Here is a 16,409-nt window from a genome sequence, read left to right as displayed (position 1 = left end):
GTGGATGGGTCAGACCAGGGCTTCCTCGATCTGGCGGGCGGCGTTGGCGGCTGCCTTGAACGGGTCGGGCCCGACGCGGCGCAGCGTGGCGATGAAGGTCTCGCGGCCCTGGCGCAGGTTGCGGTAGGTGTCGAGCACGGCTTCGATCACGTCCGGCACTTCTTCCGCCGAAAACGACGGCCCGACCACCTTGCCGGGCACCGGCGCGCCCGACAGCGTGGAGCCGTCCGATCCGCCGAGCGTGACCTGGTACCACTCCTTGCCATCCTTGTCCACACCCAGGATGCCGATGTGGCCGCTGTGGTGGTGGCCGCAGGAATTGATGCAGCCACTGATATGCAGGTCGATCTCGCCCAGGTCGTGCAGCTCGTCGAGGTCCTGGTAGCGCTCCATTAGCACTTCCGCCAGTGGAATCGAACGGGCGTTGGCCAGTGCACAGAAGTCACCGCCCGGGCAGGCAATCATGTCGGTCAGCAGGCGGACGTTGGAGCGGGCGAAACCGGCCTGGTGCGCGGCGCGCCAGAGTTCGGGCAACTGGTCGCAGCGCACCCAGGGCAGCAACAGGTTCTGGTCGTGGGTCACGCGCAGCTCGCCGGCACTGAAGGTCTCGGCCAGATCGGCGGCAATGTCGAGTTGTTCGGCCGTCGCATCTCCCGGAGCCTGGCCCAGGCGCTTGAACGACAGCGTGACGGCGCGCAGGTCGGGATTCTGGTGCGGTGCGACGTTCTGCTTCAGCCAGCGGCTGAACTCGACGTCGTTTTCGGCGGCGGCGCGCAGGATCTGGGAGACCTTTGCGTCGGCCGTCTTCCCGCCACGGTGGAGCGCCGGCGGCACGAAGGAGGCGCGCACGCGGTCCAGCTCGGCCTGGGGAATGGTGTGCGGCGCACCGTCGTGGTCAATGATCTGCCGGTACTCGGCCTCGACCTCGTCGATGTAGCGCTGGCCCTCGGCCTTGACCAGGATCTTGATGCGCGCCTTGTACATGTTGTCGCGCCGGCCCCAGCGGTTGTAGACGCGCACCACCGCTTCGAGGTAATTCATGATCTGGTTCCAGGGCAGAAACTCGCGGATCGTGGTGGCAATCACCGGCGTGCGGCCCATGCCGCCGCCGACCAGCACCTTGAAGCCCAGCTCGCCGGCCGGCGCGCCATGGATGGCTTCGCCCTCACTGCGGATCAGCTGCAGGCCCACGTCGTGCCAGGCAGTGGCGGCGCGGTCCTCGCGGGCACCGCTGATGGCGATCTTGAACTTGCGCGGCAGGAAAGCAAACTCGGGGTGCAGCGTGCTCCACTGGCGAATGATTTCAGCAAAGGGGCGCGGGTCGGCGATCTCGTCCACCGCGATGCCGGCGCGCTCGTCACTGGTGATGTTGCGGATGCAGTTGCCGCTGGTCTGGATGCCGTGCAGGTTCACGCTGGCCAGCAGGTCCATCACGTCGGCGGAATGGTCCAGCGGGATCCAGTTGAACTGCACGTTCTGGCGCGTCGAGAAGTGGCCGTAGCCAGACTTCAGGCGCGGTGCCGGGAAGTCGCTGATGCGATCCTGCGTGGCTTGCGCCTCGGCCAGCAGCGCAGCGTCGGGCCGGTCGTAGTCGCGGGCGATCTTCGCCAGCACGCGCACCTGCGCGCTGGACAGCTCGCCGTAGGGCACGGCGACGCGCAGCATCGGCGCGTAGCGCTGCACATACCAGCCGTTTTGCAGGCGCAGCGGGCGAAACTCATCGTCGCTGAGCTGGCCGGCCTGCCAGCGTTCCAGCTGGTCGCGGTGCTGAGCGGCGCGGAGCTTGACGAATTGGGTGTCGAAGTCGGTGTATTGGTACATGACAGTTCAGTAAGGAGAGAAACTCAGAGCAGGACCAGCTTGGTACCGGCGTAGGCCAGCAGCAGCGACAGCACGGAGCGGATCAGCCGCTCGGGTGTCCTGGACATCAGGTGCGAGCCGACCCAGATGCCGGGTAGTGAACCGGCCAGCAGCTTGGCCAGCAGCGGCCAGTCGACCGAGCCCAGCGAGGCGTGGCCCAGGCCCGCCACCAGGGTCAGCGGCACCGCATAGGCGATGTCGGCCCCGACGATGCGCGGCAGCGGCAGCAAGGGATACAGGATCAGCAGCACGGTCACGCCGATGGCGCCCGCACCCACCGAGGTCAGGGTGACCAGGGTGCCGATCACCGCCCCGAACAGCAGCGGCAGGGCCCAGTGGCGCGGCCGCAGGGCCTGGGCCAGTTGGCTGTCCGGCAGCGAGCGCGGTGCCTGCTTGCCGCGAACCGCCTTGAACAGAGTGGCTGCGGCGGTCAACAGGAGAGCCACACCCAGCGTGCTGGTCATGACCCGCTGCACGGCCGGGTCGGCCGGGCCGACGGTGTGCAGCACATACAGTGTCAGCAAGGCCGCCGGGATGCTGCCTGCGCACAGGTGGGCCACCACGCGCCAGGGCACCAGGCGCTGGCGGGCCAGGCTCACAGTCCCGCCCATCTTGGTGAACGCGGCAAACAGCAGATCGGTGCCGACCGCCAGGTAGGGTTTCACGCCAAAGAAAAAGATCAGGATCGGCGTCATCAGCGAGCCGCCGCCGACGCCGGTCAGGCCGACGACGATGCCCACAAAGAAGCCGGCAAAGATGAAAGCAAAATCATGCATGGCCGCGAATGTAGTGGTTCTATATGCACGATCAAACGATTTATTAGTTGTTGATATATTCTTTTGGAGCATAAGAAGCGAAACCGGACCAGACGGTCAACCCACGGCAAGCGGGCGCGTTGTCGCATTGGAGACACCTTCTCCGCTGGTGCTGCTACATTACGCAGCTTTTGGAGGTCACATGAAGCAAATCGTGGTGGTGGGGCTCGCGCTGGCTGCGTCTGCGGTGTTCGCCCAGGGCGCGCCGATCCGGATCGGAGAGATCAACAGCTACTCGACGATGCCCCAGTTCACCCAGCCCTACAAGCAAGGGTGGCAACTGGCGGTGGAGGAGGTCAACGCGGCCGGCGGCCTGTTGGGACGCAAGGTCGAGGTGATCAGCCGCGACGACGCCGGCAAGCCCGAAGAGGCCTTGCGCCATGCGGTGGAGCTGACGTCCAAGGAACAGGTGGACGTGCTGGCCGGCGGCTTCCTGAGCAATGTGGGCCTGGCGCTGGCGGATCATGCCGTGAAGAACAAACGCCTTTTCGTTGCCAGCGAGCCGTTGACCGACGCCATCGTCTGGGACAAGGGCAACCGCTACACCTTCCGCCTGCGCCCCAGCACCTACATGCAGGCGGCAATGCTGGTCGAAGAAGCGGCCAAGCTGCCGGCCAAGCGCTGGGCCACGATCGCGCCCAACTATGAATACGGCCAGAGCGCCGTGGCCAGCTTCAAGGAACTGCTGAAAGCCAAGCGCCCTGACGTGGAGTTTGTCGGCGAACAATGGCCAGCGCTGGGCAAGCTGGAGGCGGGCGCCACGCTGAGCGCGATCATGAACAGCAAGCCGGACGCGATCTTCAACGTCACCTTCGCCGCCGACCTGGCCCGCCTGGTGCGCGAGGGCAATCAGCGCGGCATCTTCCCCAAGGTGCCGGTGGTGTCCATGCTCTCGGGCGAGCCCGAATACCTGGATGTACTGAAGGACGAGACGCCCAAGGGCTGGATCGTGACCGGCTACCCATGGGACCAGATCGACACGCGCGAGCATGCCTCGTTCGCGACGAACTACTACAAGAAGTACAACGAGAACCCCAAGGTGGGCTCGGTGGTGGGCTATGCCACGATGCAGGCGATTTTCGAGGCCATCCGCAAGGCCAAGAGCACCGACAACGAGAAGCTGGTCGTGGCCCTTCGCGGCCTGAAGTTCAGCACGCCGTTCGGCCCTGCCGAGTTCCGCGCCATCGACCAGCAGGCCACCATGGGCGCCTATGTCGGCAAGCTGGACCTGCGCGGTGGCAAGGGCACGATGGTGCAGTGGCGTTATGCCGATGGCAAGGCTTACCAGCCGACGGACGCGTACGTGAAGGCGCGCCGGTCCGCCGAGGCCATGAAATAGGCCTTGAAGCACCGGGCCGCGGTTGCCCGAAAAGACAAGGGCCTCGCAGTGCGAGGCCCTTTTTCTTTTTGGCGATGAGGGCCCTCAGTCCGCTGCGGGCGGTGCGGCGACACCGGCCGCTTCCATCAAGTCTTCGTAATATCGGAACGTATTGCAGCTGCGCGCCCAGTGCCGGTTGGTGGATGCGCGCGTGCCGATGCCCACCAACGTGCGCCCGCCAGCCCGGATCTTCTGCGCCAGGGGCATGAAGTCGCTGTCGCCCGAGACGATCACCACCGTGCCGATGTGCGTGTGACGGGCGATGTCGTCCGCGGCGTCCAGGCACAGGCGGATGTCCGCGCCGTTCTTGGTCGAGGCCCCCGGCGGAAAAAGCTGGATCAGCTCCATCGCGTTCTGCAGCAGCACGTCCCGGTAGCGGCCGAAGAACTGCCAATTGCAGTAGGCGCGGTTGATGGCAATGGGCCCAAAGGACGCGGCCAGTTCCACGATGGCCTGCACCTCGATCAGCGGTTCCTGGGTCCGAAAGCGCCCGTCGGGCTTGCCATAGGATCCTTCGCCCAGGCGTGCCTCCGAAAGGCTGGCGTGCAGGTTTTCAAAGTCCCAGTACAGGGCAACAGACGGCTTGGCGTCGCGCAGCGGTGGGTTCAAGGGATTCTCCCGGAGGTGTGTCTGGGTACCAGCCAGCGGGCCGGTGGCGAGGGCGGAACCAGAAAAACAAAGGCCCGGAACCAGTCCGGGCCTTGTTCGATCTGCCGTTCGTATTCTGCTTTGATGGCTCGCTTTGAATCGAGCCGTGGTCAGGTTCTGGAAAACCCGAAATCGCATGAATACGGATAGTTTCTGGCGGAGCAGGCGGGATTCGAACCCGCGGTGGGCTATTAACCCACACACGCTTTCCAGGCGTGCGACTTAAACCACTCATCCACCGCTCCAGAACCTCGAATTATAGCAGCGCGGCGCCTGTCAGACAGGCTCAAAGGCTGACCCGCCGGCCGTTGATTCAGGTGGCTTTCGTGGTCTGCATCATTTTCATGGCTGAAGCGATCAGCGCCGAAACCTCGGTCATGTTGCCGGGCACGATCAACGTGGTCGTGGCGTCGGTGGCGACGCGGCTGTAGGCTTCGACGGCCTTTTCGGCCACCTTCAGCTGCACCGCCTGCTCGCCGCCCGGCTGGCGGATGGCCGCGGCCACTCGCTCGATGGCCTCGGCCGTGGCCACCGCCACCGCAGTGATGGAGGCCGCCTCGCCCGCCGCCTTGTTGATGACGGCCTGCTTTTCACCCTCGGAGCGCGCAATGAAAGCCTCGCGCTCGCCGGTGGCGATGTTGATCTGTTCCTGGCGGCGTCCTTCGGAGGCGGCAATCAGCGCGCGCTTCTCCCGCTCGGCGGTGATCTGTGCCTGCATCGCGTGCAGGATTTCTTTCGGCGGCGTCAAGTCTTTGATCTCGTAGCGCAGCACCTTGACACCCCAGTTCAGGGCCGCCTCGTCGATGGCCTGCACCACCTGGGCATTGATGATGTCGCGCTCCTCGAAGGTCTTGTCCAGTTCCAGCTTTCCGATGACGGAGCGCAGCGAAGTCTGCGCCAGCTGGGTGACGGCCACGATGTAGTTGGACGAACCGTAGCTGGCGCGCATCGGGTCGGTCACCTGGAAATACAGGATGCCGTCCACCTGCAGCTGGGTGTTGTCGCGCGTGATGCAGATCTGGCTGGGTACATCGAGCGGGATCTCTTTCAGGCTGTGCTTGTAGGCGACCTTGTCCACGAAAGGCACGAGGAAGTTCAGCCCTGGCGTCAGCGTGGCGTGAAACTTGCCCAGTCGCTCCACAACCCAGGCGTTCTGCTGCGGCACGACCTTGATTGAGCGCGAGATGAAGATGACGGCAATGATGAAAAGAAGGACAGCGATTTCCACGAGGGTTCTCCGGTCGGTTTACAAAAGGCGGTGCGGCGGACGCGGGCCGATCAGACCCTGTCCACCATCAGGCGGCTGCCCACCACTTCGGCCACGCGGTGCACGCCAGGGGCGGGCATCACGCCGGGGCGGTGAAAAACGGTCCAGTTGGCGCCGCGGTAGTGCACGCTGGCGGTGCCGTCGGCTTGCCAGTGATCCACCTGGACGGTTTCACCGACATCCAGATGCAGGTCGGGGTTGGCCGCGCTTCCCGGGCCTTGAGGGCGGCGGCCCCGCAGCAGGTGCCAGCCCACGATGGCCGCGCCTCCCACAACGGCAGCGCTCAGAAACTGGAACGTGATCGACGCGCCCAAGTGGGCCGCCAGCGCTGCGGATACCAGCCCGATGGCCAGCATGAGCAGGTAGAACGTTCCCGTGACCAGTTCCACCGCCACGGCCGAGCCGGCCATCAGCCACCAGATCGTTGATTCGGCCATCGTGATCCCCTTTGTCTTGTCATCACCACATTTTGGGCGGTTTACGCTCTGGAACAAGAGGGTCGAGCCCATATTTCCTTACACTTCGCGCCTGTTTTCGCTATTTCGCCAGTCTGTTCGCCGCATCGGCCGGAGCCCACCATGAAATTCCGCTTTCCCATCGTCATCATCGACGAGGACTACCGCTCCGAAAATACCTCGGGTCTGAGCATCCGTGCGCTGGCGCGGGCTTTCGAAAGCGAGGGTTTCGAGGTGCTGGGCGTCACCAGTTATGGCGACCTCTCCCAGTTTGCCCAGCAGCAAAGCCGCGCCAGCGCCTTCATCCTGTCGATTGACGACGAGGAGTTCACGCCCGGGCCGGATCTGGACCCTGCGGTGTTGAGCCTGCGCGCCTTCATCGAGGAGGTGCGCCGCAAGAACGCCGATGTGCCGATCTATATCTATGGCGAGACCAAGACCTCACGCCACCTGCCGAACGACATCCTGCGCGAGCTGCACGGCTTCATCCACATGTTCGAGGACACGCCCGAGTTCGTCGCGCGACACATCATCCGCGAGGCGCGCAGCTACCTGGAAGGCCTGCAACCGCCGTTCTTCAAGGCGCTGCTCGACTATGCGGAGGATGGCTCCTATTCCTGGCATTGCCCGGGACACTCCGGTGGCGTGGCCTTCCTCAAGAGCCCGGTGGGGCAGATGTACCACCAGTTCTACGGCGAAAACATGCTTCGCGCCGACGTCTGCAACGCGGTGGAGGAACTCGGCCAGCTGCTCGACCACGACGGCGCCATCGGCGAGAGCGAACGCAACGCCGCGCGCATCTTCAATGCCGACCACTGCTTCTTCGTGACCAACGGCACCAGCACCTCGAACAAGATGGTCTGGCACCACACGGTGGCGCCTGGCGACGTGGTGGTGGTGGACCGCAACTGCCACAAGTCGATCCTGCACGCGATCATCATGACCGGGGCGATCCCGGTGTTCATGAAGCCCACGCGCAACCATTACGGCATCATCGGTCCGATTCCCCAGAGCGAATTCACCCCCGAAGCGATCAAGGCCAAGATCAAGGCCAATCCGCTGCTCAAGGGCGTCGATGCAGACAAGGTCAAGCCTCGCGTGATGACGGTGACGCAGTCCACCTACGACGGGGTGCTCTACAACACCGAGACGATCAAAGGCCTGCTCGACGGCTACGTGGACAACCTGCACTTCGATGAGGCCTGGCTGCCGCACGCCGCCTTCCACCCGTTCTACGGCACTTACCACGCCATGGGCAAGAAGCGCGCGCGGCCGAAAAGCGCGGTGGTGTATTCCACGCAGTCGATCCACAAGCTGCTGGCCGGCATCAGCCAGGCCAGCCAGGTGCTGGTGCAGGACTCGCAGACCACCAAGCTGGACCGCCACCTCTTCAACGAGGCGTATCTGATGCACACCAGCACCAGCCCGCAGTACAGCATCATTGCCAGCTGCGATGTGGCGGCCGCCATGATGGAGCCGCCCGGCGGCACCGCGCTGGTCGAGGAGAGCATTGCCGAGGCGCTGGATTTCCGCCGGGCCATGCGCAAGGTGGACGAGGAGTACGGCGACGACTGGTGGTTCAAGGTCTGGGGCCCTGAAAAGCTGGTCGATGAGGGTATCGGCCGCTCCGGCGACTGGATATTGCGCAGCGACGCCCGCGGACGCAAGAAAGGCAGCAAGTGGCACGGTTTCGGCGAGATCGCCGACGGTTTCAACATGCTGGATCCGATCAAGTCGACCATCGTGACGCCCGGCCTGAACCTGGACGGCAAGTTCGACAAGACCGGCATTCCGGCCAGCATCGTCACCAAGTTCCTCGCCGAGCACGGCGTGGTGGTGGAGAAAACCGGCCTCTACAGCTTCTTCATCATGTTCACGATCGGCATCACCAAGGGCCGCTGGAACAGCATGCTGACCGCGCTGCAGCAATTCAAGGACGACTACGCCAAGAACCAGCCGATGTGGCGCATCCTGCCCGAGTTCTGTCACAAACATCCTCGCTACGAGAAGATGGGCCTGGCCGACCTCTGCCAGCACGTGCACCAGCTTTACGCCAGGTACGACATCGCGCGCCTGACGACCGACATGTACCTGAGCGACCTGACGCCGGCGATGCGCCCCGCCGATGCCTATGCCCACATCGCGCACCGCACCACGGAGCGGGTGGAGATCGACCAGCTCGAAGGCCGCATCACGGTCGGCCTGGTGACGCCGTACCCGCCGGGCATCCCGCTCTTGATCCCGGGGGAAGTCTTCAACAAGAAGATCGTCGACTACCTCAAGTTCGCGCGCGAATTCAATGCCCAGTGCCCCGGCTTCGAGACCGACATTCACGGACTGGTCGAGGAAGAGGGGCCGGACGGCGTGCGCCGCTACTACGCCGACTGCGTGCGCTGAACGCGGGCGGTCAGGAGGAGACCTCCGGCCTCAATTCAGAGGAAAAATGGCATGGCCCCAGCGCGAAACGGTCATGACCTGCTATTGTTTTTGTATCAACCTGAGGTGGGAACCTTTTCGACCCAGTCTTCGCGTACCCGCAGGTAGCTGGCAAAGCGCGGGATGCCCCGGTTCGTCGTGCCGCGGAAGCGGAAGGTGATCCAGGCGCCGACCGGTGGCGGGTGCTCGCGTTCGGTGTCGGTAAAACCGGTGCCGAGCTTCAGGCGCAGGCCCTGCGGCGTCTCCACCAACAGCGCGCCCAGGCGGCCCGCATGTTTGCCCTGACCGGGCAGATGGGCGATCACCTTGGCCTCGGCGTCTTCCCAGGGTTTGAGCTTCATCAGGTCATCGGTGCGCGCGGCTCGGTACAGCGACGTGCCGCGGTGCAGCATCAGTCCCTCGCCGCCGGCCTTCACAGTCTGGCGCAGCAGGGCCTGCAGCTCAGCATCGCTGGCGACCTTGCGCTGCACCACGGCCTGGACCCAGGGTCGACCCAATGACGCCACCAGTTGCTGGTAGGCGGGGATGCGTTCGTCGAACGGGCCGCCCTGGGCCGGCAGGTCGAACACCATGAAGCGCAGCGCGCGCCAGGCGTCGTCCATCGGCTTTTGCTGGCGCACCGTCGAAGCGGCCTGGGAAAACCGCCCCCGCCCGGCCCAGAGTTCGCCGTCCATCGGTACTGCCGGCCAGGCGTCGGTGAACCATGCCGGCGCGGCGATGGCTTCTCCACCGCGGGTCAGAAGGCGTTGGCCGTCCCAGTAGCCGCGCAGGCCGTCGTACTTTTCGCTGACCCAGTAGTCGGCCAGCGGCGTGGCACCCGGGCGGTACACATTGGCCAGCATCAGCGCTGGCGCATCGGCGCCCCGTGCGGGGCCCGTCGTGCCCAGCACGGCCAGGCTGATCAGCGAAGCAAATTGACGACGGTTCAGCATGGTTCCGGCTCAGTTACTAAAACGATAGCAAGAAGTGACCTTTCCGCGATGGGAACTGGTCCATATGGTTCTGAATCGTATCGGCGACCGGCGCTTGGGCTCGCGGCGCCTTCGCACTGGCGGGAAACGGCGACCCTGCAGGTGACGGTGGCCTTCATGGTGGTGCCCCCATGCCACTTTCCGTCGGGAAGACCGGAATTGCGTGTCATGGATCAGCCCCTGCAAAAAACTGTGCAGAATTGTCGCATGCGAGGTTTGATTGTCGGGATGCTGTTCGGGGCGTGCTTTCCAGCCTGGTCGGCGCACGCCTACGCGCAGTTCGGCGACATCAAGTACCCGCCGGGCTTCCAGCATTTCGACTACGTGAACCCGAAAGCGCCCAAGGGGGGCGAAATCTCGCTGGTGCCGCCCACGCGTCTGTCCAACTTCGACAAGTACAACCCGTTTACCCTGAAGGGCAGTGCGCCGCCCAGCCTGGTGGGCCTGGTCTTCGAGACGCTGCTGACCGGCACGCTCGACGAGCCCACCACTGCCTACGGGCTGCTGGCCGAAGACGTCGCGGTGGCGCCGGACCGGCTCTCGGTCGTGTTTCGCCTGCATCCCGCCGCGCGCTTTTCCAACGGGGACCCGGTGCTCGCCGCTGATGTCAAGCATTCGTTCGACCGGCTGGTGAGCAAGGAAAGCGCGCCGCAGTACCGCACCATTTTTGGCGAAGTGCGGGGCGCGACGATCCTGGGCGAGCGCACCATCCGGTTTGACTTCAAGCGCGTGAACGCCGAACTGCCGCTGATCGTGGGTGGGCTGCCGGTGTTCAGCCGCCAATGGGGCATGGAGAAAGGCAAGGCGAAGCCCTTGGACCAAATCGTCACTGACATGCCGATCGGCTCCGGTCCCTACCGCGTCGGCAAGGTCAGCTTCGGGCGGGACATCACCTACGAACGGGACCCGCACTACTGGGCGAAAGATCTCAACGTGCGCCGAGGCCTCTTCAACTTTGACCGCATCACCTACAAGATCTACAAGGACAACACGGCGCAACTCGAGGCCTTCAAGGCGGGCGAGTTCGATTACATCCAGGCCTTCATCGCGCGGGAGTGGGCGCGTGCCTACAGCGGCAAGCAGTTCGATTCAGGCCAACTCATCAAGAAGGAGCTCAAGCATGGCAATGCGGGCGACTTCCAGGGTTTCCAGTTCAATACGCGGCGGGACAAGTTCAAGGATCCCCGCGTGCGCGAGGCCATTGGGCTGGCCATGGATTTCGAATGGCTCAACCGACAACTGTTCTACAACGCCTACACACGGGTCCGGGGCTACTTCGTCGCCAGCGACTTCGAGGCCACCGGCAAGCCCGGTTCGGACGAACTGGCGCTGCTCGAACCCTTGCGGGCCCAGTTGCCGCCCGAGGTCTTCACGCAGGACGTCCCGCAGCCGCCCGTCACCAGCCTCGACCCAGCTTCAGGGCGCACGCTGCGCGACAACCTGCGCCGCGCCCGCGCGCTGTTGGCCGAGGCGGGCTGGACCTATCGAGACGGCGCGCTTCGAAATGCCAAGGGCGAAGCGTTCACCATCGAATTCCTGGACAACTCCGGCTCGATGGGTCGCATCGTGACCCCTTTTGCCAGGAATCTGGAGAAGCTGGGCATCGCCGTCAACTACAAGGTCATCGACTTCGCGATCCTGCAAAAGCGCATGGACGTGTTTGACTTCGAAGTGATCAGCAGCCGGTCTGTCGGCAGTGAGGCTCCGGGCACGGAGCTGGTGGAGCGCTTTGGCTCGAAGGCGGCTGATATCGAGGGCTCGGGCAACGTCATCGGCATCAAGAGCTCGGCCGTGGATACGCTGCTCGACAAGGTGATCTCGGCGCAGACGCGGCCCGAGCTCGTGGCCAGTGTGCGTGCCCTCGACCGCGTGCTGCGCTTTGGGCACTATGTGGTGCCTCATTGGTACGGCGGTGTGCACCGTGTGGCCTACCGGGCCGGACGATTCGAGCAACCGGCGGTGACGCCCCGCTACTACCAGCCCGAGAGCTGGATCACCAGCACCTGGTGGGCCACCGAAGCCAATCGTGAAGCGCTGCGCCGCAGCTTGGCCGCCGGCAAGGCGAACTGACGATGGCCGCCTACATCCTCAAGCGCCTGCTGCTGATGATTCCGACACTGTTCGGGGTGCTGCTGCTGACCTTCGTGGTGATCCAGTTTGTGCCCGGTGGCCCGGTCGAGCAGATGGTGTCGCAGTTGCAGGGCCGTGATTCGGGCGGCGAGGGTGCCGCCGCCACAGGCGCCGGCTACCGGGGACGCCAGGGCGTGGACGCTGCGCGCATTGCCGAGATCAAGGCGCTCTACGGCTTTGACAAACCTGCGCCCGAGCGCTTCTGGCAGATGCTCAAGCAGTTCGCTCGTTTCGACCTGGGCAAGAGCTTCTTCTACCCCAAGGACGTCTGGAGCCTGGTCAAGGAGAAGCTGCCGGTTTCGATCAGCCTGGGCTTGTGGACGTTTTTCCTGAGCTACCTGATCTCGGTGCCGCTGGGCATCGCCAAGGCGGTGCGCGCCGGCAGCCGCTTCGATGCGCTGACCAGCCTGCTCGTACTGGTGGGCTATGCGATCCCGGGGTTCGTGCTCGGCGTGGCCCTGCTGGTGATCTTCGGCGGGCAGCTGCAATGGTTTCCCCTGCGCGGCCTGACGTCCAGCAATTGGGAGCAGCTCAGCTGGGGCGCGAAGGTGGTGGACTACCTCTGGCACATCACGCTGCCGATCACGGCCAGCGTGCTGGGGGCGTTCGCTGTGACCACCATGCTGACCAAGAACGCGTTCCTGGAGGAGATCCGCAAGCAGTATGTGCTGACGGCGCGCGCCAAGGGGCTCTCCGAGCGCCGCGTGCTCTGGAAGCACGTCTTTCGCAACGCCTTGATTCCAATCATCACCGGCTTTCCGGCGGCCTTCATCGGCGCGTTCTTCGCCGGCTCGCTGCTGATCGAGACCCTGTTCTCGCTGGACGGTCTGGGGCTGCTGAGCTACGAGTCGGTGATGCGGCGCGACTACCCGGTGGTGCTGGGCACGCTGTACCTGTTCACGCTGATCGGACTGGTCACCAAGCTCATCAGCGACCTCTGTTACGTCTGGGTGGACCCGCGTGTCAAGTTTGACTGACCCCTCCGACGCGGTCGCTGCCGGCCCTTTGTCTACGGTGACGGTGTCCCTGTCGCCCAGCCGTCGCGCCTGGCAGCGCTTCCGGCGCAACCGACTGGGTTTTGGCAGCTTTGTGATCTTCTGCACCTTGTTTGTGCTGAGCCTCGGCGCCGAGCTGATCTCCAACGACAAGCCGCTGGTGGCCCGGTACGACGCTGCGTGGTACTTCCCGATTCTGAAAAGCGCGCCTGAGACGACTTTTGGCGGCGACTTCGAGACGCCGACCGACTTTCTGGATCCGTTTATCCGCGAGCAGTTTGCAAAGTCCGGCAACTGGGCGCTGTATCCGCCCAATCCTTACCACCACAGCACGATCGATTACTTTGCCAAGGCGCCGAACCCCGCGCCACCATCCGCCGACAACTGGCTCGGCACCGATGATCGGGGTCGCGATGTGGCGGCCCGGCTGATTTATGGCTTTCGCATCTCGGTGCTGTTTGCACTGGCCCTCACGGTCATTGGCACCGTGCTGGGCGTGATCACGGGCGCGCTCCAGGGATTCTTTGGTGGCAAGACCGACCTGGCCTTCCAGCGCTTCATCGAAATCTGGGGCTCCATGCCCGAGCTCTACCTGCTGATCATCTTCGCCGCCGTGTTCGATCCGAGCATCGGGCTGCTGCTGATCCTGCTGAGCCTGTTCGGCTGGATGGGGCTCTCGGACTACGTCCGTGCCGAGTTTCTGCGCAATCGGCAGCTTGACTACGTGCGTGCCGCGCGGGCATTGGGCCTTTCGAACTGGCAGATCATTCGCCGACACGTGTTGCCCAACAGCATGACACCGGTGGTGACCTTCCTGCCCTTTCGCATGAGCGGCGCGATCCTGGCCCTGACCTCGCTCGACTTTCTGGGGCTGGGTGTGCCGCCGGGCACGCCGTCGCTGGGGGAGCTGCTTGCGCAAGGCAAGAACAACATTGACGCCTGGTGGATCTCGCTGTCGACGTTTGCGGTGCTCGTGATCACGCTGCTGTTGCTGACCTTCATGGGCGATGCGCTGCGGGATGCGCTGGATCCTCGGAAGGCCGAAAAGTGAATCGCAACACACCTTTGCTGGAGGTCTCGAACCTGCGTGTGGCCTTCGACGGCAAAGAGGTCGTGCGCGGCATCGATTTCACGATCCAGCCTGGCGAAAAGCTCGCGCTGGTGGGAGAGTCCGGCTCGGGCAAGACCGTGACGGCGTTGAGTCTGCTGCGCCTGGTGATGCATGCGCGAATCACGGGAACCGCCGGGTTTCTCGGGCGTGACCTGCTCGCCCTGCCGGAAAGCGATTTGCGCGGGATTCGTGGCAGCGACATCGCCATGATCTTTCAGGAGCCCATGACAGCGCTGAACCCGCTGTTCACCGTGGGCGAACAGATTGCCGAGGTTCTGGAGCTGAAACAGGGCCATTCCAGCGTCGATGCCGCGCGGATGGCGATCGACCTGCTGGCGGAAACCGGCATCACCGAGGCTCAGCGCAGGGCGCGGGCGTTTCCGCACCAGCTCTCGGGCGGACAGCGCCAGCGCGCCATGATCGCCATGGCCCTGGCCTGCAAGCCCAAGCTGTTGCTGGCCGATGAACCCACGACGGCGCTGGACGTCACGCTGCGGGCCCAAATTCTCGATTTGCTCACCGCCCTGCAGCGCCGAAACGGAATGGCGGTCTTGCTGATCACCCATGACCTCAATCTGGTGCGGCGATTTGCCGACCGCGTGGCCGTGATGGAGAACGGTTGCATCGTCGAGCAGGGGGCGGTGACCCAGGTCTTTGCCGATCCTCGGCACCCCTACACCCGCCGGCTGATCGACAGCCGTCCGGAGCGCGATGTCCCCCCGTCATTTCCCGATGCGGTGGGCCACGAGCCCCTGATGCGGGCGCAGGCATTGCGGGTCACCTACCCCGTGCCCTTGGGTGGCGTGCGGGGCTGGTTTGCCAAAGGGGAGTTTGTTGCGGTGCGCGGAGCGGACTTCGTGATTCCCCCCGGGCAGACCCTGGGCGTCATCGGCGAGTCGGGTTCAGGGAAATCGACGTTGGCGCTGGCAGCCCTGGGCTTGCTGCCGTTCAGCGGAGCGCTCCAGGTTGCCAGTGGAAGCTGGCACCAGGGGGCCAAGGCCAACAAGGCCTTGCGCCAGTCGGTGCAGGTGGTGTTCCAGGATCCGTTCTCCTCGCTGTCGCCCCGCATGACCATCGAGGAAATCGTCGGCGAAGGGCTGCGGGTTCACGCGCCCGGGCTTTCCACGGCACAAAGACAGGCACGGGTATTGACCGCTCTGGAAGAGGTCGGTTTGGCGAGGGCCCAGTTTCCTGGGCTGCTGGTGCGTTACCCTCACGAGTTCTCCGGCGGACAGCGCCAGCGCATTGCCATCGCGCGAGCGTTGATCGTCGAGCCGAAATTGCTGGTCCTCGATGAGCCGACGAGTGCGCTGGACGTCACCATCCAGAAACAGATCCTCCAGCTGCTGCAGGCCTTGCAGCGTGAACGCGGGTTGAGCTATCTGCTGATCACCCACGACGTGGACGTCATCCGGGCCATGGCGCACGAGGTGCTGGTCATGAAGGACGGCGACGTGATCGAGTCCGGGTCCGTCGGGCAGGTGCTCGGTGCGCCGCATCACGAATACACCCGCTTGCTGGTTGCAGCAGCCGGTTGAAATCCCCTGCGCAGAAGCCGTCGCGGCAAAAACCTGCGCTAAACCCTTTCAAATCAAGCCACTTACGCCCAATATTGGGCTATAATTCGGCGTTCACGACCAAACGGGCGGGTAATCACCGCCCGTTTTTTTTGGTCGATTGGTTTTGACTCATTTATTGGATGGCAGCAGGGCAAGTGGCGTTACAGCAGACAGTCGAACAGACCGTGACCGGTCTCGGTTACGAACTCGTGGAGATTGAACGCTCCGCCGGGGGTCTGTTGCGCATCACGATCGATCTGCCCTGGGTGCCGGGTGCCGCCATTGATCCGTTTGTCACGGTCGAGGACTGCGAAAAAGTCACGCGCCAGTTGCAGTTTGCGCTGGAGGTTGACGGCGTCGAGTACCGCCGGCTTGAAGTGTCTTCGCCGGGCATCGACCGCCCCCTGCGAAGCGAGCAGGACTTCGAGCGGTTTGCGGGTTCGCTGGTGGATATCACGCTCAAGGCGCCGATCGGCAAGGAGCTTGGCGCCAGTGCGGGCAGGCTGATCAGTGCCAACCGCAAGAAATTCCGCGGCACGCTGGAGCGGGGCGAGGGCGCCGGCCCGGCGCACTGGCAGATCGTCTGGCGGGACGAACCTGCGGTCAAGCCGGGCCAGCGTATCAGCGCCAAGCGAGCACCGGCGCCGTTGCAGGCACTGGGATTTACGCTGGATGAGTTGCGCGAGGCGCGCCTGGCGCCCGTGGTGGATTTCAAAGGTCGCAGGCCGGCTGGCCCGCGACAGGCTGATTGATTGATTGAATCTGGACAGGAGAGCCGTGGCAT

General features: G+C 64.3%; 13 protein-coding genes and 1 tRNA gene. 7 read left to right on the top strand and 7 right to left on the bottom strand.

Features of this window, described 5'->3' with window-relative positions; genetic code table 11:
• Window positions 1-9 precede the first annotated feature (9 nt).
• Complete coding sequence (locus ACMUOY_RS16985) at window positions 10-1,821, bottom strand: nitrite/sulfite reductase (RefSeq protein ID WP_413893922.1); 1,812 nt, start codon at window positions 1,819-1,821, stop codon at window positions 10-12.
• 23 nt (window positions 1,822-1,844) lie between these two features.
• Entirely contained in the window at window positions 1,845-2,636 is a 792-nt protein-coding gene (locus ACMUOY_RS16980; RefSeq protein ID WP_413893921.1) for a sulfite exporter TauE/SafE family protein, read from the bottom strand.
• 181 nt (window positions 2,637-2,817) lie between these two features.
• On the opposite strand from ACMUOY_RS16980, the gene ACMUOY_RS16975 reads away from it, so the two are divergent.
• On the top strand, window positions 2,818-4,014 hold the full coding sequence (locus ACMUOY_RS16975) for an ABC transporter substrate-binding protein (protein ID WP_413893920.1): 1,197 nt from the start codon (window positions 2,818-2,820) through the stop codon (window positions 4,012-4,014).
• Between the two features lie 84 nt (window positions 4,015-4,098).
• On the opposite strand, the gene ACMUOY_RS16970 is transcribed toward ACMUOY_RS16975, so the two are convergent.
• From ACMUOY_RS16970 to ACMUOY_RS16955, 4 genes are all read right to left on the bottom strand, one after another.
• Window positions 4,099-4,662: an NYN domain-containing protein gene (locus tag ACMUOY_RS16970; protein WP_413893919.1), complete on the bottom strand. Its 564-nt coding sequence runs from the start codon at window positions 4,660-4,662 to the stop codon at window positions 4,099-4,101.
• Between the two features lie 193 nt (window positions 4,663-4,855).
• Window positions 4,856-4,946: transfer RNA gene (locus tag ACMUOY_RS16965), tRNA-Ser, on the bottom strand.
• Between the two features lie 68 nt (window positions 4,947-5,014).
• Window positions 5,015-5,929 carry an SPFH domain-containing protein gene (locus ACMUOY_RS16960; RefSeq protein ID WP_413893918.1) on the bottom strand — a complete coding sequence of 305 codons (915 nt, stop codon included), beginning with the start codon at window positions 5,927-5,929 and terminating at the stop codon, window positions 5,015-5,017.
• Window positions 5,930-5,979: 50 nt separating this feature from the next.
• Entirely contained in the window at window positions 5,980-6,405 is a 426-nt protein-coding gene (locus tag ACMUOY_RS16955; RefSeq protein ID WP_413893917.1) for an NfeD family protein, read from the bottom strand.
• A 141-nt stretch (window positions 6,406-6,546) separates the two neighbouring features.
• On the opposite strand from ACMUOY_RS16955, the gene ACMUOY_RS16950 reads away from it, so the two are divergent.
• Window positions 6,547-8,820: an Orn/Lys/Arg decarboxylase N-terminal domain-containing protein gene (locus ACMUOY_RS16950; protein WP_413893916.1), complete on the top strand. Its 2,274-nt coding sequence runs from the start codon at window positions 6,547-6,549 to the stop codon at window positions 8,818-8,820.
• Window positions 8,821-8,915: 95 nt separating this feature from the next.
• Here ACMUOY_RS16950 and ACMUOY_RS16945 read toward each other — a convergent pair whose 3' ends face one another.
• On the bottom strand, window positions 8,916-9,791 hold the full coding sequence (locus tag ACMUOY_RS16945) for a DNA ligase (RefSeq protein WP_413893915.1): 876 nt from the start codon (window positions 9,789-9,791) through the stop codon (window positions 8,916-8,918).
• Between the two features lie 246 nt (window positions 9,792-10,037).
• Between ACMUOY_RS16945 and ACMUOY_RS16940 the strand changes: the two genes are divergently transcribed.
• The 5 genes from ACMUOY_RS16940 to rimP all read left to right on the top strand — a co-directional run bounded on the left by ACMUOY_RS16940 (window position 10,038) and on the right by rimP (window position 16,377).
• Window positions 10,038-11,900 (top strand): extracellular solute-binding protein, encoded by a 1,863-nt coding sequence (locus ACMUOY_RS16940; RefSeq protein ID WP_413893914.1) that lies wholly within the window; start codon window positions 10,038-10,040, stop codon window positions 11,898-11,900.
• A 2-nt stretch (window positions 11,901-11,902) separates the two neighbouring features.
• Window positions 11,903-12,937, top strand: coding sequence for a microcin C ABC transporter permease YejB (locus tag ACMUOY_RS16935; RefSeq protein ID WP_413893913.1), 1,035 nt, complete (start codon window positions 11,903-11,905; stop codon window positions 12,935-12,937).
• Window positions 12,930-14,006 carry an ABC transporter permease gene (locus ACMUOY_RS16930; protein ID WP_413893912.1) on the top strand — a complete coding sequence of 359 codons (1,077 nt, stop codon included), beginning with the start codon at window positions 12,930-12,932 and terminating at the stop codon, window positions 14,004-14,006. The genes ACMUOY_RS16935 and ACMUOY_RS16930 overlap by 8 nt, the downstream gene beginning before the upstream one ends.
• Window positions 14,003-15,604, top strand: coding sequence for an ABC transporter ATP-binding protein (locus tag ACMUOY_RS16925; protein WP_413893911.1), 1,602 nt, complete (start codon window positions 14,003-14,005; stop codon window positions 15,602-15,604). Before ACMUOY_RS16930 ends, ACMUOY_RS16925 begins: the two co-directional genes overlap by 4 nt.
• A 176-nt stretch (window positions 15,605-15,780) precedes the next feature.
• Window positions 15,781-16,377 carry a ribosome maturation factor RimP gene (rimP, locus tag ACMUOY_RS16920; RefSeq protein ID WP_413893943.1) on the top strand — a complete coding sequence of 199 codons (597 nt, stop codon included), beginning with the start codon at window positions 15,781-15,783 and terminating at the stop codon, window positions 16,375-16,377.
• The last annotated feature ends 32 nt before the right edge of the window (window positions 16,378-16,409 follow it).

Source organism: Candidatus Skiveiella danica, assembly GCF_022705245.1.
Lineage (GTDB): Bacteria > Pseudomonadota > Gammaproteobacteria > Burkholderiales > Burkholderiaceae_C > Skiveiella > Skiveiella danica.
This window is presented reverse-complemented; position numbering and strand designations above follow the sequence as displayed.